Source organism: Pseudoflavonifractor sp. MSJ-37 (assembly GCF_018917965.1).
Taxonomy (GTDB): Bacteria; Bacillota; Clostridia; order Oscillospirales; family Oscillospiraceae; genus Pseudoflavonifractor_A.
On sequence record NZ_JAHLPP010000005.1, the window covers coordinates 69,024 to 87,116 of the forward strand.

23 protein-coding genes are annotated in these 18,093 nt (G+C 64.3%); 12 read left to right on the forward strand and 11 right to left on the reverse strand.

Going from position 1 to position 18,093, the window contains the following annotated elements:
• Window position 1: 1 nt before the first annotated feature.
• The 5 genes from trpD to trpA are packed head-to-tail and all read left to right on the forward strand — an operon-like array spanning window position 2 to window position 4,396.
• Window positions 2-1,018 (forward strand): anthranilate phosphoribosyltransferase, encoded by a 1,017-nt coding sequence (gene trpD / locus KQI12_RS10135; protein WP_216573048.1) that lies wholly within the window; start codon window positions 2-4, stop codon window positions 1,016-1,018.
• A gap of 3 nt (window positions 1,019-1,021) precedes the next feature.
• A complete protein-coding gene (gene trpC / locus KQI12_RS10140) occupies window positions 1,022-1,816 on the forward strand; it encodes an indole-3-glycerol phosphate synthase TrpC (protein WP_216573050.1) in 795 nt (264 codons plus the stop codon).
• Entirely contained in the window at window positions 1,813-2,418 is a 606-nt protein-coding gene (locus KQI12_RS10145; protein ID WP_216573051.1) for a phosphoribosylanthranilate isomerase, read from the forward strand. Before trpC ends, KQI12_RS10145 begins: the two co-directional genes overlap by 4 nt.
• Before the next feature lie 17 nt (window positions 2,419-2,435).
• Window positions 2,436-3,620, forward strand: coding sequence for a tryptophan synthase subunit beta (gene trpB / locus KQI12_RS10150; protein ID WP_371818019.1), 1,185 nt, complete (start codon window positions 2,436-2,438; stop codon window positions 3,618-3,620).
• Window positions 3,617-4,396 carry a tryptophan synthase subunit alpha gene (gene trpA / locus KQI12_RS10155; RefSeq protein ID WP_216573055.1) on the forward strand — a complete coding sequence of 260 codons (780 nt, stop codon included), beginning with the start codon at window positions 3,617-3,619 and terminating at the stop codon, window positions 4,394-4,396. The genes trpB and trpA overlap by 4 nt, the downstream gene beginning before the upstream one ends.
• A 93-nt stretch (window positions 4,397-4,489) precedes the next feature.
• Here the strand turns inward: trpA and vanR are convergent, their stop codons facing one another.
• Both vanR and KQI12_RS10165 read right to left on the reverse strand, forming a co-directional pair.
• Window positions 4,490-5,179: a VanR-ABDEGLN family response regulator transcription factor gene (vanR, locus tag KQI12_RS10160; protein WP_216573056.1), complete on the reverse strand. Its 690-nt coding sequence runs from the start codon at window positions 5,177-5,179 to the stop codon at window positions 4,490-4,492.
• 101 nt (window positions 5,180-5,280) lie between these two features.
• Complete coding sequence (locus KQI12_RS10165) at window positions 5,281-5,517, reverse strand: hypothetical protein (protein ID WP_216573058.1); 237 nt, start codon at window positions 5,515-5,517, stop codon at window positions 5,281-5,283.
• A gap of 212 nt (window positions 5,518-5,729) precedes the next feature.
• Between KQI12_RS10165 and KQI12_RS12655 the strand changes: the two genes are divergently transcribed.
• Entirely contained in the window at window positions 5,730-5,852 is a 123-nt protein-coding gene (locus KQI12_RS12655) for a hypothetical protein (RefSeq protein WP_256445868.1), read from the forward strand.
• Between the two features lie 161 nt (window positions 5,853-6,013).
• Window positions 6,014-7,105, forward strand: coding sequence for an aspartate carbamoyltransferase (pyrB, locus tag KQI12_RS10170; protein WP_371818020.1), 1,092 nt, complete (start codon window positions 6,014-6,016; stop codon window positions 7,103-7,105).
• Here the strand turns inward: pyrB and KQI12_RS10175 are convergent.
• Together KQI12_RS10175 and KQI12_RS10180 are read right to left on the reverse strand one after the other, a co-directional pair.
• Window positions 7,099-7,533, reverse strand: a complete 435-nt coding sequence (locus tag KQI12_RS10175) for a CBS domain-containing protein (protein ID WP_253290993.1) — start codon at window positions 7,531-7,533, stop codon at window positions 7,099-7,101. The genes pyrB and KQI12_RS10175 overlap by 7 nt on opposite strands.
• Before the next feature lie 90 nt (window positions 7,534-7,623).
• Window positions 7,624-7,836, reverse strand: coding sequence for a hypothetical protein (locus tag KQI12_RS10180; protein ID WP_216573062.1), 213 nt, complete (start codon window positions 7,834-7,836; stop codon window positions 7,624-7,626).
• A gap of 141 nt (window positions 7,837-7,977) precedes the next feature.
• Here KQI12_RS10180 and KQI12_RS10185 point away from each other — a divergent pair, with 141 nt between their 5' ends.
• From KQI12_RS10185 to KQI12_RS10195, 3 genes are all read left to right on the forward strand, one after another.
• Complete coding sequence (locus KQI12_RS10185; protein WP_216573064.1) at window positions 7,978-8,490, forward strand: gamma carbonic anhydrase family protein; 513 nt, start codon at window positions 7,978-7,980, stop codon at window positions 8,488-8,490.
• Window positions 8,491-8,522: 32 nt separating this feature from the next.
• Entirely contained in the window at window positions 8,523-9,329 is an 807-nt protein-coding gene (locus KQI12_RS10190; RefSeq protein ID WP_253290995.1) for a hypothetical protein, read from the forward strand.
• A gap of 64 nt (window positions 9,330-9,393) precedes the next feature.
• Window positions 9,394-9,564: a DUF1540 domain-containing protein gene (locus KQI12_RS10195; RefSeq protein ID WP_216573067.1), complete on the forward strand. Its 171-nt coding sequence runs from the start codon at window positions 9,394-9,396 to the stop codon at window positions 9,562-9,564.
• A gap of 77 nt (window positions 9,565-9,641) precedes the next feature.
• Here KQI12_RS10195 and KQI12_RS10200 read toward each other — a convergent pair whose 3' ends face one another.
• The 7 genes from KQI12_RS10200 to KQI12_RS10230 all read right to left on the reverse strand — a co-directional run bounded on the left by KQI12_RS10200 (window position 9,642) and on the right by KQI12_RS10230 (window position 15,390).
• The gene (locus KQI12_RS10200) at window positions 9,642-10,580 is read right to left on the reverse strand and encodes an RnfABCDGE type electron transport complex subunit B (RefSeq protein WP_216573069.1); all 939 of its coding nucleotides are present in this window, start codon (window positions 10,578-10,580) and stop codon (window positions 9,642-9,644) included.
• 15 nt (window positions 10,581-10,595) lie between these two features.
• On the reverse strand, window positions 10,596-11,180 hold the full coding sequence (locus tag KQI12_RS10205) for an electron transport complex protein RnfA (protein WP_216573071.1): 585 nt from the start codon (window positions 11,178-11,180) through the stop codon (window positions 10,596-10,598).
• On the reverse strand, window positions 11,180-11,824 hold the full coding sequence (gene rsxE, locus KQI12_RS10210) for an electron transport complex subunit RsxE (protein ID WP_216573073.1): 645 nt from the start codon (window positions 11,822-11,824) through the stop codon (window positions 11,180-11,182). Before rsxE ends, KQI12_RS10205 begins: the two co-directional genes overlap by 1 nt.
• Window positions 11,825-11,837: 13 nt before the next feature.
• On the reverse strand, window positions 11,838-12,392 hold the full coding sequence (locus KQI12_RS10215) for an FMN-binding protein (protein WP_216573075.1): 555 nt from the start codon (window positions 12,390-12,392) through the stop codon (window positions 11,838-11,840).
• Complete coding sequence (locus KQI12_RS10220; RefSeq protein WP_216573076.1) at window positions 12,389-13,456, reverse strand: RnfABCDGE type electron transport complex subunit D; 1,068 nt, start codon at window positions 13,454-13,456, stop codon at window positions 12,389-12,391. Before KQI12_RS10220 ends, KQI12_RS10215 begins: the two co-directional genes overlap by 4 nt.
• Window positions 13,453-14,799: an electron transport complex subunit RsxC gene (rsxC, locus tag KQI12_RS10225; protein ID WP_216573079.1), complete on the reverse strand. Its 1,347-nt coding sequence runs from the start codon at window positions 14,797-14,799 to the stop codon at window positions 13,453-13,455. Before rsxC ends, KQI12_RS10220 begins: the two co-directional genes overlap by 4 nt.
• A gap of 111 nt (window positions 14,800-14,910) precedes the next feature.
• The gene (locus KQI12_RS10230) at window positions 14,911-15,390 is read right to left on the reverse strand and encodes a hypothetical protein (RefSeq protein WP_216573081.1); all 480 of its coding nucleotides are present in this window, start codon (window positions 15,388-15,390) and stop codon (window positions 14,911-14,913) included.
• Window positions 15,391-15,633: 243 nt separating this feature from the next.
• On the opposite strand from KQI12_RS10230, the gene ilvB reads away from it, so the two are divergent.
• Both ilvB and ilvN read left to right on the forward strand, forming a co-directional pair.
• The gene (ilvB, locus tag KQI12_RS10235; RefSeq protein ID WP_216573083.1) at window positions 15,634-17,343 is read left to right on the forward strand and encodes a biosynthetic-type acetolactate synthase large subunit; all 1,710 of its coding nucleotides are present in this window, start codon (window positions 15,634-15,636) and stop codon (window positions 17,341-17,343) included.
• A 19-nt stretch (window positions 17,344-17,362) separates the two neighbouring features.
• Window positions 17,363-17,926, forward strand: a complete 564-nt coding sequence (gene ilvN / locus KQI12_RS10240) for an acetolactate synthase small subunit (protein WP_216573085.1) — start codon at window positions 17,363-17,365, stop codon at window positions 17,924-17,926.
• The last annotated feature ends 167 nt before the right edge of the window (window positions 17,927-18,093 follow it).

Consider the following 18,093-nt stretch of genomic DNA (forward strand, 5'->3'; position numbering starts at 1 on the left):
TATGATCAAGGAAGCCATCATCAAGATCGTGGATAAGCAGGACCTGAGCTATGACGAGGCCTATCAGGTCATCAACGAGATCATGAGCGGGACCACCACGCCCACCCAGAACGCCGCCTTCCTGGCGGCCCTGTCCACTAAAAGCACCAAGGCCGAGACCATCGACGAGATCGCCGGCTGCGCCGCCGCCATGCGGGACCACGCACGGAAGGTCCCCAACGACCTGGACCTGCTGGAGATCGTGGGCACCGGCGGCGACGGAGCCCACAGCTTCAACATCTCCACCACCGCCGCGCTGGTGGCCGCCGCCGGCGGCGTGAAGGTGGCCAAGCATGGCAACCGGGCCGCCTCCTCCAGCTGCGGCACCGCCGACTGCCTGGAGGCTCTGGGCGTCAACTTGGACCTGTGCCCGGAGAAGTGCCTCCAGCTCCTGGACGAGGTGGGCATCTGCTTCTTCTTCGCCCAGAAGTACCACACCTCCATGAAATATGTGGGCCCCATCCGCAAGGAGCTGGGCATCCGCACCGTGTTCAACATCCTGGGGCCCCTGACCAATCCCGCCGCCCCCAAGCGGCAGGTGCTGGGCGTCTACGACGCCTCCCTGGTGGAGCCTTTGGCCCAGGTGCTCACCAGCCTGGGCGTCCGCCGGGGCATGGTGGTCTACGGTCAGGACAAGCTGGATGAGATCTCCCTCAGCGCCCCCACCTCCGTCTGTGAGTTCACGGACGGGACGTACCGCTCCTATGTGATCCAGCCGGAGGACTTCGGCCTCTCCCGCTGTTCCAAGGAGGACCTGGTGGGCGGCGCCCCCGCCGACAACGCCCAGATCACCCGGAGCATCCTCCGGGGCGAGACCGGTCCCCGCCGGGACACGGTGCTGATGAACGGCGGCGCGGCCCTGTACATCGGCGGCAAGGCGGACTCTCTGGCCGACGGCATCCGGCTGGCCGGCGAGATCATCGACTCCGGCGCGGCGGACCGAAAGCTGGACGCCTTCATCGCCGCCTCTCAGGAGTGAGCCATGGCCGCTACGATCTTAGAGACCATCGCCGCCCACGCCCGGGAGCGGGTGGCCGCCGACCAGGCGGAGCACAGCCCGGAGGAGCTCCGGGAGCTCTGCCGGCAGGCGGGCCCGGCCAACGGCAGGCGCTTCTATGACGCCCTGTCCCAGCCGGGGATGGCCTTCATCTGCGAGGTGAAGAAGGCCTCCCCCTCCAAGGGGCTGATCGCGCCGGACTTCCCCTACCGGGACATCGCCCGGGACTACGCCGCCGCCGGGGCCGATGCCATCTCCTGCCTGACGGAGCCCAAGTGGTTCCTGGGCTCCGACCAGATCTTCCGGGACATCCGGGCGGCGGTCCCCACCCCCATGCTCCGCAAGGACTTCACCGTGGACGAGTACCAGATCCGGCAGGCCCGGCTCATGGGGGCGGACTGCGTTTTGCTGATCTGCGCCCTGCTGGACACGGACACCATCGCCCGGTATCTGGGGCTCTGTGAGGAGCTGGGCCTCTCCGCTCTGGTGGAGGCCCACGACGCGGATGAGATCCGCTCCGCCGTGTCCGCCGGGGCGAAGCTGATCGGTGTGAACAACCGGAATTTGAAGGATTTCTCCGTGGACTTCTCCAACGCCGCCCGGCTCCGGGACCTGATCCCGCCGGAGGCCGTCTATGTGGCGGAGAGCGGCGTGGCCCGCCCCGAGGACGTGGCCGCCCTGCGGTCCATCGGAGCCGACGCGGTGCTCATGGGCGAGGTGCTCATGCGCGCGAAGGACAAGGGGGCCATGCTGGCCGCCATGCGGGAGGCATCCAAATGACCAAGATCAAGATCTGCGGGCTGTACCGGCCCTGCGACATCCGATATGTGAACGAGGCCCGGCCCGACTGGTGCGGCTTCATCATCGACTTCCCCAAGAGCCACCGGAACGTGTCGCCGGATCAGGTCCGAGCCCTCCGGGCCGGTCTGGACCCGGCGGTGACGCCGGTGGGCGTGTTCGTGGACCGGCCCGTGGAGGACGTGGCCGCCCTCCTCCGGGACGGGACCCTCTCCGTGGCCCAGCTCCACGGCCACGAGGACGCCGCCTACATCGCCGCCCTCCGGTCGGCCGTCCCCGGCTGTGTGGTCTGGAAAGCCTTCAAGGTCCGCTCCGCGGCGGATCTGGAGGCGGCCAACGCCTCTACGGCGGATCTGGTGATCCTGGACAACGGCTACGGCACCGGCGAGACCTTCGACTGGTCTCTGGCCGGCGGCGTGTCCCGGCCCTTCCTGCTGGCCGGCGGCCTGACGCCGGAGAACATCCCCCAGGCCATCGCCGCTCTCCACCCCTATGGGCTGGACCTGTCCAGCGGCGTGGAGACCGACAAGGAAAAAGACCCCGACAAGATGCGGGCGGCTGTGGCCGCCGCGAAGAAGGAGTGACACCCATGTCAGACCCCATATCCAAGGGCCGCTTCGGCCGGCACGGGGGCCAGTATATCCCCGAGACCCTGATGAACGCGGTCATCGAGCTGGAGGAGGCTTACGATTATTATAAGGAGGATCCGGCCTTCCGGGCGGAGCTCTCCGAGCTGCTGAACGAGTACGCGGGCCGTCCCTCCCGGCTCTACTACGCCAAACGCATGACGGAGGATCTGGGCGGCGCCAAGATCTACCTCAAGCGGGAGGACCTGAACCACACCGGCGCCCACAAGATCAACAACGTGCTGGGCCAGGCCCTTCTGGCCAAGAAGATGGGCAAGACCCGCCTCATCGCCGAGACCGGCGCCGGCCAGCACGGCGTCGCCACCGCCACCGCCGCCGCCCTGCTGGGCATGGAGTGCGTGGTGTTCATGGGGGCGGAGGACACCCGCCGCCAGGCCCTGAACGTCTACAAGATGCGTCTGCTGGGCGCGGAGGTGGTCCCCGTCACCACCGGCACCGCCACCCTGAAGGACGCGGTCTCCGAGGCCATGCGGGAGTGGACCAGCCGCATCCGCGACACCCACTACTGCCTGGGCTCCGTCATGGGGCCCCACCCCTTCCCCACCATCGTCCGGGACTTCCAGGCCGTGATCTCTCAGGAGATCAAGAGCCAGCTCCAGGAGAAGGAGGGACGGCTCCCCGACGCGGTGCTGGCCTGCGTGGGCGGCGGCTCCAACGCCATCGGCGCCTTCTATCACTTCATCGGCGATCCCTCCGTCCGGCTGATCGGATGTGAGGCGGCGGGCCACGGCATCCACACGGCAGAGACCGCCGCCACCATCTCCACTGGGAAGTTGGGCATCTTCCACGGCATGAAGAGCTATTTCTGTCAGGACCAGTACGGCCAGATCGCGCCGGTGTGGTCCATCTCCGCCGGGCTGGACTACCCCGGCGTCGGGCCGGAGCACGCCTGGCTCCACGACATCGGCCGGGCCGAGTATGTGGCCATCACCGATGAAGAAGCCGTCAGCGCCTTCGAGTACCTGTCCAAGCTGGAGGGCATCATCCCGGCGATCGAGTCCTCCCACGCGGTGGCCTATGCCCGGAAGCTGGTGCCCGCCATGGACAAGGACCAGATCGTCGTCATCAACATCTCCGGCCGGGGCGACAAGGACTGTGCCGCCATCGCCCGCTATCGAGGGGAGGACATTTCCGAATGAGCCGTATCCAAGCCGCGTTTTCCAAGGGGAAGGCCTTCATCCCCTTCCTCACCTGCGGAGACCCTGATCTAGAGACCACGGCGGCCATCGTCCGCGCCATGGCGGAGGCCGGGGCCGACGTGATCGAGCTGGGCATCCCCTTCTCCGACCCCACGGCGGAGGGCCCTGTGATCCAGGCCGCCGACCTGCGGGCCCTGTCCGGCGGCATCACCACCGACCAGATCTTCGACCTGGTCCGGGACCTGCGCCGGGACGTGACCGTCCCGCTGGTGTTCATGACTTACGCCAACGTGGTGTTCTCCTATGGCACGGACCGCTTCGTGTCCACCGCCTCGGAGGTGGGGATTGACGGCCTAATCCTCCCCGACGTGCCCTTCGAGGAGAAGGAGGAGTTCGCCGCCCCCTGTCGGGCCCACGGGCTGGACTTCATCTCTCTGATCGCGCCCACCTCCGAGGACCGGGTGGCCATGATTGCCCGGGAGGCCGAGGGCTTCGTCTACTGTGTGTCCTCTCTGGGCGTCACCGGCACCCGGAGCCAAATCACCACCGACATCGGCCACATGGTCCGGCTGGTGAAGGACGCGAACCCCCACATCCCCTGCGCCGTGGGCTTCGGCATCTCCACCCCCGCCCAGGCGGCGGAGATGGCCGCCCTGTCCGACGGCGCCATCGTGGGCAGTGCCATCGTGAAGCTGGCCGCCCAGTATGGCCGGGACGCGGCGCGCCCGATCAAGGAGTATGTGGCGGAAATGAAAGCGGCCGTGGGGAAGGCGTGACCTGCCTTTCCGAAAATGGATCTCCTATAAGCTGAGAAAAGCTGCCCCGCTCGGGGCAGCTTTTCTCAGTTTATCACTCCTATATAGGCCGATTCAGTCGATCTTATACCCTACGCCCCAAACGGTCTTGATGAAGCGCGGGTTCCGGGAGGGCTCGCCCATCTTTTCCCGCAGGCGGCGGATATGGACCATGACCGTATTGTTCCGGTCCAGATACTTCTCCTTCCACACAGTCTCGAAAAGGCGTTCCGCGGAGATCACCTGCCCCCGGTTCTCGCACAGCATCCACAGGATGTCGAACTCGATCGGCGTCAGGGCCAGCTTCTTGTCATAGAGCCAGCACTCATGGGTCCCCCGGTCGATGGTCAGACCGTTGAAGTCGATCACCTCCCGGTCCCCCTTCCCGGTCTCGTTGTACCGGGTATACCGTCGGAGCTGGGCCTTCACCCGGGCCATGAGCTCCAGCGGGTTGAAGGGCTTGGTGAGGTAGTCGTCCGCCCCGATGGTCAGGCCGGCGATCTTGTCGGTGTCCTCAGTCTTGGCGGTGAGCATGAGCACCGGGAAGTGGTGCTCCTTCCGGATCTCCGTACAGAGGGTGAAGCCGGAGATGTCCGGCAGCATCACGTCCAGGATCGCCAGGTCGATGGGCACCTGCTCCACCACCGCCAGGGCCGCCGTGCCCGTGCCGCACTTGTGGACCTGATAGCCCTCGCTCTGGAGATAGACCTCCACCAGATCTGCGATCTCCGGCTCGTCATCCACCACTAAGATATGGGTCTCCATGCCCATCCCTCCTCTGATACCGTCCCTTTTCTCTGATCATACCCTTCCCCTGCCGGTCCTGTCAAGCGGTCCCGGCGGATCGTCAGAAAACCGTCAGGAACTCAGCGCAGGAGCAGGAGCACCGCCGCGGCCATCACCAGGCCCCCTGGCAGCAGATCCTCCCGCTGCCAGGCGGGTCGCATGAGGACCCGCACCAGGAGCACGGTCCCCACGGCCAGCAGGCCGAACGGCAGGAGCGCGCAGAACAGCGCCGCCAGAGAGAGCCCCGTCAGCAAAAGCACGGCTCCGCCCACCGCCAGCAAAAACAGGACCGCCGCGCAAAACGTCAATGTCAACATATCACTGCCTCCATCCTGACCTGATCGGTCATCGTATCTCGTTCGTACGAATAAGAGGATAGCACGAAAGGCTGTCCTGTACTTTAAGAAAACATGAAGAAACCCTAAAGATTGCCATCCATTGTGAAAGTCCGATCTATCGGACTTTTCTTCTGGTATCCTATGGGCACAGACAGCAGGACAGAACGCGGCGGACAAGGAGGCGGCTCATCATGATGGAGCATGAATTTCGTTGGGTGTGCGGACACGTGGAGGTCTATGACGCGGCGGGGCGCTTCTGCTTCTCCGCTGACAGCGAGCGGGAGGCCCTGAAGGAATTGGAGGACGCGGCCTGACGGCCTCATCCTCCGTCATTTGGGCAGATCATATGATCTTCGGTCAAAATACGGCCCCCATTTCGATTGTCCAGATTTGTAGAAATGCCATTCTCCATCTTGTCCCCCATCGAAAAATGTGGTAAGATGATACGAAAAAAATACGACAAGGAATGGAGAAGATGGGAATGCGGCATCTGATCGATTTTGGGGACCTGTCAAGGGCGGAGTGGGAAGCACTGTACAAGCGTACCAGTGATATTATCGACCACCCCGCCGATTTTATGGACATCTGCCGGGGACGAGTGGCCTCCACTCTGTTCTTCGAGCCGTCCACCCGTACCAATTTTTCCTTCCAGACCGCGATGCTCCGGGTGGGCGGCACGGTGTTCGGCTTCGCCGATCCCAAGTCCTCCTCCGTGGCCAAGGGCGAGTGTCTGAAGGACACCATCAAGATGGTCTCCGGCTACGCTGACGTGGTCATCATGCGGAACCCCCGCGAGGGCGCGGCCAAGGCCGCTTCCCTCTACTCCGACGTCCCTGTGATCAACGCGGGCGACGGCGGCCATATGCACCCCACCCAGACCACCACGGACCTGACCACCATCACCAAGAAGCTGGGCAAGGTAGACGGCATCTCCATCGGCCTGTGCGGCGACCTGAAGAACGGCCGCACCGTCCACTCCCTCATCAAGGCGCTGGCCAAGTTCGACAACGTGAAGTTCTACCTGATCTCCCCCCGTGAGCTGGCCGTGCCCGAGTACATCCGCGCTTTCATGAAGGAGCACAAGCTCTGGAGCGTGGAGGTCACCGGTCTGGAGAACGTGATCCCCCAGCTGGACGTGCTCTACATGACCCGCATCCAGCGGGAGCGCTTCGTGGACCCCCTGGAGTATGAGCGCAACAAGGGCATCTATGTCCTGACCCGCCGGAAGCTGGAGCGGGCCCGGGACCATATGCTGGTCATGCATCCCCTGCCCCGGGTGGATGAGATCACACTGGACGTGGACGACGATCCCCGCGCCGCCTACTTCGAGCAGGCCCGCTACGGTATGTTCTCCCGCATGGCGATCTTGTCCGATCTGGCCAACCAGCCCCGGATGAAGCCCGAGCCCGTGGAGATCGGCACCACGCCCCTGTGCGCCAATCCCCGGTGCATCACTCAGACCGACCCCTACCTGCCTCCTCTGGTGAAGCAGAACGGCGGCGTGGACTGCTGTGCCTACTGCGACGCGGCTCTCCCCGACCACTGCCACGACCACGACCATCACTGACGGTCCTCCGTATCCCCTCCGGCCCGGCTGACGCGGCGGGAGATGCGGGCGAGGGCTGTGCCCGCCTCCATCTCGTACCGCCCGCAGCGGGCCAGATCCCCCAGAGAGACCATCCCGATCACCCGTTGGTCCTCTACCACCGGCAGACGCCGGACCTGGGCTCTGGCCATGAGGGCCGCCGCCTCGCCGATCCCGGCGTCCGGCCCCACCCAGGTACAGGAGCGGGTCATGATGTCCCCCACCGGAAGCTGGTCCGGGTCCTCCCCCGCCGCCATACAGCGCAGGACCAGGTCCCGGTCCGTCACTACGCCCCTCAGCCGTCCGTCCCCCTGACAGACCGGCAGCGCCCCCAGATCGTACCGGGACAGAAGCCGGGCCGCCAGGGCCGCGCTCTCCATGGGGGCGATGGTGACCACATATGGATGCATCAATTCTCGAACACGCATAAGAACGCCGTCCTTTCCACAACGATACTTCGAGTATCGCCGGAAGGGACGGCGTTCAAACGTTTTTGCGGCTCAGGCCCGGCGCAGAGCCTCCAGCACTTCGACGATCCTCCACTTGGGCAAAAACGCCTCGGTGAAGGAGAGGAGCTGTTCCAGCGTCACGGTCCGGGACGCCCCGGTCAGCTGGCGCCCCGCCAGCATGGGGATCTTTCGGTACAGCACCGCCCGAGAGCGCGGGTCGTCCAGCAGTTCTCCTACGGTGATCTTATCATCTTTCAAGTCCATATGGGTCCCTCCTTGTACACGGCTGTCGGCATCTATGGTCATCCTATGCGGCTGAAATTCAAAATTGACGGTCTCGTATCCATACGGGTATAATATCTGATATGACCCTATTTTGCAACCTGATCTTTGGAGGGACCTGACATGATCAAATCGTTCCGCGGCCATGCGCCGTCCATCCATCCCGCCGCCCGCACGGCCTCCAGCGCCACGCTGGTGGGCCAGGTGACGCTGGAGGCCCAGTCCAGCGTCTGGTACGGAGCCGTGCTCCGGGCCGACACCACTTCCATCCATATCGGACAGGGCTCCAACATCCAGGACGGCTGTCTCCTCCACGGAGACGAGGGCTATCCCGTCACCGTGGGCCAGGACGTGACCGTGGGCCACGGCGCGATCCTCCACGGCTGTACGGTGGAGGACCGGTGTCTCATCGGCATGGGGGCCACTCTGCTCAACGGCTGTGTGATCGGGGCCGGGTCCCTGGTGGCCGCCGGCGCGCTGGTGACCCAGGGCGCCATCATCCCGCCGGGGAGCTTGGTGGTGGGCGTCCCCGCCAAGGTCCGCCGTCCGCTGACTGAGGCGGAGATGGCGGAGCATCTGGCCTCTGCTCAGGAGTACCGGGAGCTGTCGGAACAGCTCGCCGGGGACGAGGGATGAGGGGCCGGAGACGGGACCACCTCCGGGCCTGGATGGCCGACTCGCCCCGGGCGGCCCGGCTCTATCAGATCCTCCGGGGACTGGTCATCCTGATAGCCGTAGCCCAGTTCTTCAACGGCAATTTCGAAAATGTGTTCCTCTGCGTGCTGACCCTCATCCTCTTCCTGCTCCCCAGCTTCATCGAGCGGAAGATCAAGGTGGACCTGCCGGACACGCTGGAGATCATCATCCTCCTCTTCATCTACTCCGCGGAGATCCTGGGGGAGATCCAGGCCTTCTACGTCCGTTTCCCTTACTGGGACACCATGCTCCATACCCTCAACGGCTTCCTGTGCGCCGCCATCGGGTTCTCTCTGCTGGACATTTTGAACCGGAGCGAGCGTCTCTCCTTCTCTCTGTCCCCGGTCTATCTGGCGGTGATGGCCTTCTGCTTCTCCATGACCATCGGCGTGCTGTGGGAATTCTTCGAGTGCCTGATGGATCAGCTCTTCCTGCTGGATATGCAGAAGGACACGGTGGTCCACGCCATCTCCTCCGTCATGCTGGACCCCGCCGGCGGGAACACGCCCACCGGCGTCCGGGACATCGTGGACACGGTGGTGGTCACTGCCTCCGGGGAACCGATCTCTCTGGGGCTGGGCGGCTATCTGGACATCGGCCTGCTGGACACCATGAAGGACCTGTTCGTCAATTTCATCGGCGCGGTGGTGTTCTCGGTGATCGGCTACTTCTATGTGAAGAGCCGGGGACAGGGCCGCTTCGCCCGGCGGTTCATCCCCCAGGTCCTTCCGGCGGAGGAGACGCCTCCCGCCGGCGGGGACGAAAAAGATCCGCGCTGACCGTGTATCAGCGCCCTCCTCCGCGGGCATACTGGAGGCATCACCGCAAAGGAGGAAATGCGATATGAACGACCAGATGAACCATAGTGTCAAATGCTCCGTGGAGAGCTGTACCCACCACTGCGCCCACGACCACTGTGCCCTGAACGAGATCAAGGTGGGCTGCTCCTGCGGCGCTCCGGCCAAGAGCTGTGACTCCACCGAGTGCGCGTCCTTCCAGCTCCGCGCCCGCTGATGATCTGACCCGGCCTCCAAACGCACGAACGCCCGGCTCCCTTCGAGGGGAGCCGGGCGTTCGCATATCAGGTCGCTTTACTTCTGCTCGGGAGCCTTAGTCTCCTCCGCCTTGGGGGCGGCGGGAGCGGCCGCGGGGGCCTCAGCAGGCTTGGCGGCCGGAGCGGCTGCCGCCGCAGGAGCCGCGGGCTTCGGGGCGGCGGGCTTGATCTCGGGGACCTTGCCGTCCACGGTGATCAGCTTGCGGGGGCACTTCTGGGCGCAGAGGCCACAGCCCACGCACTTGTCGTAGTCGATCACGGCCAGGTTCTTGTCCACGGTGATGGCTTCCTTGGGGCAGGCCTTGGCGCACAGACCACAGCCGATACAGCCGTTGTCGCAGATCTTGCGCACGTCGGCGCCCTTGTCCTTGGAGGAACAGGTGATCGCCACATGGCGCTTGGTCTTGTAGGGGGCCAGGAGGATGATGTGACGGGGGCAGATGTCCACGCACTTCTTGCAGGCCTTGCACTTCTCCTCGTCCACCTTGGCCACGCCGTCGATCACATGGATCGCGTCGAAGGGGCAGACAGACTCACAGGTGCCAAAGCCCAGGCAGCCGAAGGAACAGCCGGCCGGTCCGCCGCCGGGCACGCGGGAGGCGGCCAGACAGTCCTGGATGCCCACGTACTCGTACTGCTCGTGGCCGCGGCAGCCGCCGGTACACTGGACCTGGGCCACCTGGCGGACGCCGGCCTCGACCTTGACGCCCATGATCTCGGCGATCTTGGCGGCGACGGCCTCACCGCCGGCGGCACAGCAGTTGGTGGGCGCCTTGCCGGCGGCCACGGCGGCGGCATAGCCGCCGCAGCCAGGGAAGCCGCAGCCGCCGCAGTTGGCGCCGGGCAGGCTGGCGGCGATGGCTTCTTCACGGGGATCCTTCTCCACGGCGAACGCCTTGGCGGCGAAGGCCAGGATCATACTAAAGACCGCGCCCAGAACGCCGAGCACGATGACAGCAGCAATAACAGTATTCATTCTTTCCAGCCCTCCTTAAAAGACCTTCAGGCCGGAGAAGCCCAGGAAGGCCAGCGCCAGCAGACCGGCGGTCACCAGCGCGATGGGGAAGCCCTCGAAGGACTTGGGGCACTCGGAGAACTCCAGGCGCTCCCGCACGCTGGCGAAGAGCACGATGGCGATCAGGAAGCCGATGCCGCCGGTCACGCCGTACACCACGCTCTGGATGAAGTCGTAGCTGTTCTGGGTGTTCTGGAGCACCACGCCCAGCACGGCGCAGTTGGTGGTGATCAGGGGCAGGTACACGCCCAAGGACTCATACAGAGCGGGCATGGCCTTCTGCAGGAACATCTCCACGAACTGGACCAGAGAGGCGATGACCAGGATGAAGGTCACGGTCTGCATGAAGTCCAGGCCCAGCTTCAGCAGGAGCTGGTTGATGGGCCAGCACACGGCGCTGGCCACGCCCATGACGAAGATGACGGCCATGCCCATGCCCAGAGCGGTGTCGATCTTCTTGGACACGCCCATGAAGGGGCAGATGCCCAGGAACTGGGCAAAGATGAAGTTGTTGACCAGGATCGCGCCCAGGGCGATGCTGAACAGTCCGGTAAAGTCCATTACTTCGCCACCTCCTCATTCTTCGCGTCCTTCTTGGGCTTGCTCAGGAAGTACTGCATGGCGGCGATGACGCAGGCCAGGGTCAGGAAGCCGCCCACAGGCAGGATCATGCCCAGCGCGGGGATGCCCTCGGGGATGATGCGGATGCCCTCTCCGTTGTTCAGGATGCCACCGCCGAAGGTGCCGTTGCCCAGCAGCTCACGGATGACGCACATGACGACCAGGATCACGGTGTAGCCAAGGCCCTGGAAGATGCCGTCCAGCGCGGAGGCCAGGATGCCGTTCTTGGAGGCGAAGGACTCAGCGCGGCCCAGGATGATGCAGTTCACCACGATCAGCGGGATGAACAGGCCCAGGCTGGCGGACAGGGACGGGATGTAGGCCTTCAGCAGAAGGTCCACGATGGTCACGAAGCCGGCGATCACGACGATGTAGCAGGCGATGCGGACCTTGCTGGGGATGATGTTCCGCAGCAGAGAGATGAAGATGTTGGCCAGCGTCAGGATGACCAGGACGGACACGCCCATGCCCAGGCCGTTGAACAGGGTGGTGCTGATGGCCAGAGTGGAGCACATGCCCAGGAGCTGGACGGTGACGGGGTTCTGATAGATCATGCCGTCCAAGAATTGCTTTTTGATGTTCATATCCGTTTCCTCCTTAGCCCATGGTGGCCGCGGCGGCCAGAGCGTTGGTGACGCTCTCGCACACGCCGCGGGAGGTGATGGTGGCGCCGGTCAGCGCCTGGACGTCGCCGCCGTCCTTGATGACGGAGACGGTGCCGCTCTTGCCCTTGAACTGCTCCTGCCACTCAGGCTTGCTGGCATTGGAGCCCAGGCCGGAGGTCTCGCCGGTCTCCACGATGGAGATGCCGGTGCAGGTGCCGTCGTTGGACACGCCCACCATCACGCCCAGCGTGCCGCTGAAGGAGGTGGAGGGCTTCACGCGGACCACATAGCCCTCGTCGCCGGCCTTGGCGATGGACTGGATGGTAGCGTCGCCGCCGGTGTACTGATCGGTGACGTCCTCATAGGAGTCCGCGGGGAGCACGGCCTCCATGGCCGCGGCCGTGGTGGCCGCGTCGTTGGCCGCGATCTGAGGGGCAGTGACCTGATCCACCAGGCCCAGCAGGAGCGCGGTCACCACGCTGATCGCCGTCAGGACGATCACCAGCATGGCAGAGCTGGGCTCTTTCTTGTTCACGACTTCGCTCATTTGGACGCGCCCTCCTTTGCCGCTTTCTTGTCCGCCTTGGCCTTGGCCTTCATTTCCTTGGTCACGCCAAAGCGCTCAGGAGCGCCGGCCTTATCCAGCAGCCACACGCAGATGTTCATCAGCAGGATGGCGTAGCTGACGCCCTCGGGATAGCCGCCAAAGTAGCGGATGAAGACGGTCAGCAGACCACAGCCGATGCCGAAGTAGATCTCACCGTTCTTGGTGACGGGGCTGGTCACATAGTCGGTGGCCATGAAGAAGGCGCCCAGCATCAGGCCGCCGCCGCACAGGTTGTACAGGGTCCAGGGGATGCGGTCCATGCCGCCCTGGGGGAACACGAAGCACAGCACCGCCACGGTGGCGATGTAGGCCACGGGGATCCGGGCCCGGATCACGCCGCGCCAGATCAGGTACAGGCCGCCCAGCAGGAGCAGGAGGGCGGAGATCTCGCCCACACAGCCGCCGATGTTGCCCACGAACATATCCGCCAGGCTCACGCCGTCGGGCAGGGTATGGACATAGGCGCCGGTGGCGGCATCCAGATGCTTATGCAGAGAGGACATGGGGGTGGCGCCGGTCACCGCGTCCGCGGCGGAGATCAGGCCGGCCCACTTGCCGGGCTGGACCCAGGTGGTCATGGCCACGGGGTAGCACATCATCAGGAAGGCACGGCCGCCCAGCGCGGGGTTCATGAAGTTCTGGCCCAGGCCGCCGAAGAGCTGCTTGACCACGACGATAGCGAAGAAGTCGCCGATCAGGATGGTCCAGTAGGGCAGGGTCACGGGGCACACGAAGGCCAGCAGGACACCGGTGACGGCGGCAGAGAAGTCGCCGTAGGAATCGGGCTTCTTCAGGAGCTTGCGATAGCCCCACTCGAAGAACTCACAGCCCAGGACGGACACCACCGTCAGGCTCAGGGCCCGGGGTCCGAACACATAGACGGCCATGGCCAGAGCGGGCACCAGCGCGATGAGCACGTCCAGCATGAGCCGGCTGGTGTTCACCGGGGAACAGACATGGGGTGAGGAAGCCACAGAGAGCTTCAGGTCTTTCGTATCGATCATGCCTTTTTCGCCTCCTTCTCCGCCGCGGCCTTCCGCTTCATGGCCAGACCGCGGATCTCGAACTTAGCCATACGGAAGGACTGGACCAGCGGCACACGGGCGGGACAGATGTAGTTGCAGGAACCGCACTCGATGCAGTCCATCAGGTGCATCGCCTCGGCGTCGTCCCAGCGGCGCTTCTCGGCGTAGAGATGCATATAGACGGGGGTCAGGTGCATGGGGCACACATTGACGCACCGGCCGCACCGGATGCACTCGGCGTGCTCCACGTGCTCGGCGGCCTCGGCCTTGGTCATGCACAGGACGCCGTTGTTGCCCTTGATGGTGCAGGCGGACAGGTCGTACACGGCGATGCCCATCATGGGGCCGCCCATCAGGATGCGGTCGGGGGTCTCCTTGAAGCCGCCGGCCTCCTCGATCAGATGGGAGATGGGAGTGCCGAAGGGCGCCAGCACGTTGCGGGGCTCGTTCAGGGCGCCGCCGGTCAGAGTGACGATGCGCTGGGTCAGGGGCCGGCCCTCCACCACAGCCTCGTACACGGCGGCGGTGGTGCTGGCGTTGAACACGGCGCAGCCCACATGGGCGGGCAGACCGCCGGGGGGCACCTCACGGCCGGTGACCCGCTGGATGAGCTGCTTCTCAGCGCCCTGGGGGTACCGGGTGCGGCAGACCACGACCTCGATGCCGCCATCCGCCAGGCTCTGCATCTTGGCGATGGCGTCGGGCTTGTTGTCCTCGATGCCGATGTAGCCCTTGTCCAGACCAAAGGTCTTCATGAGGATCTTCAGGCCCTTCACGATCTTCTCGCCCTGCTCCAGCATGAGCCGGTGGTCGGAGGTCAGATAGGGCTCGCACTCGGCGGCGTTCACGATCACGGTGTCCACCTTGCCGATGCCGGAGCTGATCTTCACATGGGTCGGGAAGCCGGCGCCGCCCATACCGGTGATGCCGGCCTCTTTCACGATGCCGATGATCTCCCCGGGGGTCAGCGTCTCATAGTCGGGATGGGGCGTCAGCTCGGAGCCGAACGTGTCCCGGAAATCGTTCTCGATCACCACGGACATGGCCTTTCCGCCGCCGCAGGAGGGGCGGGGCTCCACGGCCACCACCTTGCCGGACACGCTGGCATGGATGGGGGCACCCAGGCCGGTGATCTCGGCGATCTTCTGGCCCACGGTCACCTGGTCGCCCACCTTGACGATGGGGGCGCAGGGCGCGCCAAGGTGCATGGACATGGACATGCACACCTGGGCGGGAGCCTTGCGGAGCGCCTCCACGGGCTTGGCGCAGGTCAGCTCCTTGTGCTCGTTGGGGTGCACGCCGCCATAAAAGGATAGTTTCATAGGTCCACCTCACAAATCAGGCCCCGGTCCGGGGCCAGTTTCGGGCGGGGGCTGTGGCACGCCTCCACCCTTTCTCTTTTCTGCGCAGTCCGCGCATTCAAACGTCTATTATCATATCGCAGGTTTTGAAAAAAGTCTAGTGATTCTGTTTAAAAATTCTCTTTTTTTCATTGTACCAGTTAGTTTAGGCTTATATTTCCTTTTTTCGTTCCGTTTTCCTCCATTCAAGGCATGGACCAGCCGTTTCCGCCATTTTATCGTTTTCAGAACTATCCGATCAGTATTATGATCGAACTCTTTGTTTTTCAACACCTCATCAAAGACCAGCGGCCATCCCGCACGAATTTCGTCGTTCTGCACCATACTTTCCGAAGCGGATCCCCATTGACAAATCCGCGGTCCGGGTGTATCATCATCCATAATTTCACTTGCCGGCAGCGCGATGGGGCATCTGTATCCAGTCCCCGTCCCCAGTCGGGGAGCGAGTTTTGGATACTGTCCAAAGGCAGTGACTGGACCAGTAGATGCGGCGGGAACGCACAGAGAAGGGGCGGCTGGTGAAAGCCCCTGGGAACGCCGGACATCGAACATCACCCAAGAGCCGCGGCGCAGAACGCCGGATCCGTTCCGGTCAGTAGGCCCCGCCGGCCGCCCACCGTTAACAGGGCATCGAGTGCGCGGGCAAGATGGTCACGAGACATCGCCGTCCGCGAAGTTAGGTGGTACCACGGAGCGTACACGGCCCCGTCCTTTCAGCGATGAGAGGACGGGGCCGTTTTTCATCCCCCGCGATCGGATACCTACCGTCCCATGTAGAAGGAGGCCCATGACCCTATGAGAATGAAGTGTTCCCAGATCCTGATGGAGTGCCTGCTGGAGCAGGGCGTGGATACCGTGTTCGGCTATCCCGGCGGCACGATCCTGAACATCTATGACGAGCTGGAGCTCCATGGCTACAAGAACAAGATCCGCCATATCCTGACCAGCCACGAGCAGGGCGCGTCCCACGCCGCCGACGGCTATGCCCGCGCCACCGGCAAGGTGGGCGTCTGCTTCGCCACCTCCGGCCCCGGCGCCACCAACCTGACCACCGGCATCGCCACCGCCTACTATGATTCCTCCCCCACGGTGTTCATCACCGTCAACGTGGCCGAGTCCCTCATGGGCAAGGACACCTTCCAGGAGGTGGACATGACCGGCATCTCCATGCCCATCACCAAGTGCAATTATCTGGTGAAGGACCCGGACCAGCTGGCGGACGTGATCCGCGAGGCCTTCGCCATCGCCCGGTCCGGCCGCCCCGGCCCCGTCCTGATCGACATCACCAAGAACGTCACCTCCTCCGAGGCCGACTATGAGTACCTGCCCGTGTCCGAGCACGGCCGCCACGGCCGGCTGGGGGCCATGCTCCGCCGGTCCAGCCATGATCTGCGCACCCCCGAGCCCGACCACAGCGACATCGACAAGCTCCTGGGCATGATCGAAGAGGCCCAGCGGCCTCTGATCCTGGTGGGCGGCGGCGTGATCCGCTCCAAGGGCGCAGTGCCCGAGTTCCGCCGCTTCTTCGAGACGCTGAACGCCCCGGTGGCCTCCACTATCATGGGCGGCGGCGCCTGCCCCGGGAACCACCCCCTCTTCACCGGCATGATCGGCATGCACGGCTCCCACGCCTCCAACTACGCCTCCAGCGCCTGCGACCTGCTGATCGCCATCGGCTGCCGCTTCTCCGACCGGGTGGCCACCGATCCCGTCTCCTTCGCCGCTCAGGCCAAGATCGTCCAGATCGACATCGACCGCTCTGAGATCGACAAGAACGTGGAGACCGACCACCATATCATCGGCGACGCCCGCCGGGTGCTGGAGCTGATCAACGAGAAGCTCCCCGCTCACGACTACCCCGCCTGGAAGGCCGATGTGTTCTCCCACAAGGAACTCATCCCCGCCGAGGACGGCAAGCTCCATCCCCACCACATCCTGGACGCCATCTCCGAGCTCACCGGCGGGCAGGCCATCATCGCCACCGACGTGGGCCAGCATCAGATGTGGTCCGCTCAGTACTACCACTTCTCCCGTCCCGGCCAGCTCATCACCTCCGGCGGCTTCGGCACCATGGGCTTCGGCCTGGGCGCCGCCATGGGCGCCAAGACGGGCTGCCCGGACCAGACCGTGGTCCTCTGCACCGGCGACGGCTGTTTCCGCATGAACTGCCACGAGCTGGCCACGCTGGAGCACTATCACATCCCGGTGGTCATCGTGGTGTTCGACAACGGTACTCTGGGCATGGTCCGCCAGTGGCAGCACCTGATCTACGGCGAGCGCTACTCCCAGACCGACCTGGACCGGGGCCCCGACTTCGTGAAGCTGGCCGAGGCCTATGGCCTCCACGGGGCCCGGGCCAAGAGCGTGGAGGAGTTCCGCGCCGCCTTCCAGGACGCGCTGGACCGGGGCACCGCCTGTGTGATCGACTGCGCCATCGACAAGGATGCCATGGTCCATCCCATGGTCCCCGGCGGCGCCGCGGCCACCGACTTCCTGCTCGACTGATAGAAAGGATGGAACAGCTATGAAGAACGATCCAAGCTCCGTCAGCCGGCACACGCTGTCCGTGCTGGTGGAAAATGCCGCCGGCGTCCTCTCCCAGGTCTCCCGGCTCTTCTCCCGCAAGGGCTATAACATCGAATCCCTGGCCGTGGGCACCACCGACGATCCGGCCGTCTCCCGCATCACCATCGAAGTCATGGTGGAGGACAAGACCATCCAGACCGTGATGAACCAGCTCCGCAAGCTCTTCTGCGTCTACTCGGTGCAGGAGCTGAAGCCGGAGCGCTCCATCCGTCGGGAGCTGGTCATGTTCAAGGTCAAGGCCGAGACCCCGGACATCCGCAATGAGGTCATCCAGATCGCCAACATCTTCCGGGCCTCAATCATCGACGTGTCCCTGAAGTCCCTGACCCTGGCCCTGATCGGCGACGAGCGCAAAGCCGAGGCCATGCAGGGCCTGCTGGAGGCCTTCGGCATCCTGGAGCTGGTCCGCACCGGCATGGTCGCTCTGGAGCGCGGCGCCTACACCATCAGCGACGACAACAAGGAAAAGACGGAGTTCGATCTGGGCAAGAACGTCATGTGACGAAGCATACCGTCCTTCGCGGACCGGCGTCGCCGTATCGCGGGATCCGAGCCGGCGGACGCGATGAAGTTCCGCATTTTTTCGTTCAGATCGTAACATACTTATCATTCTTTTTTCCCTGCCTGTGCTATCATGGGCTGGAAGAAATAAAACCAACACATCAAAGG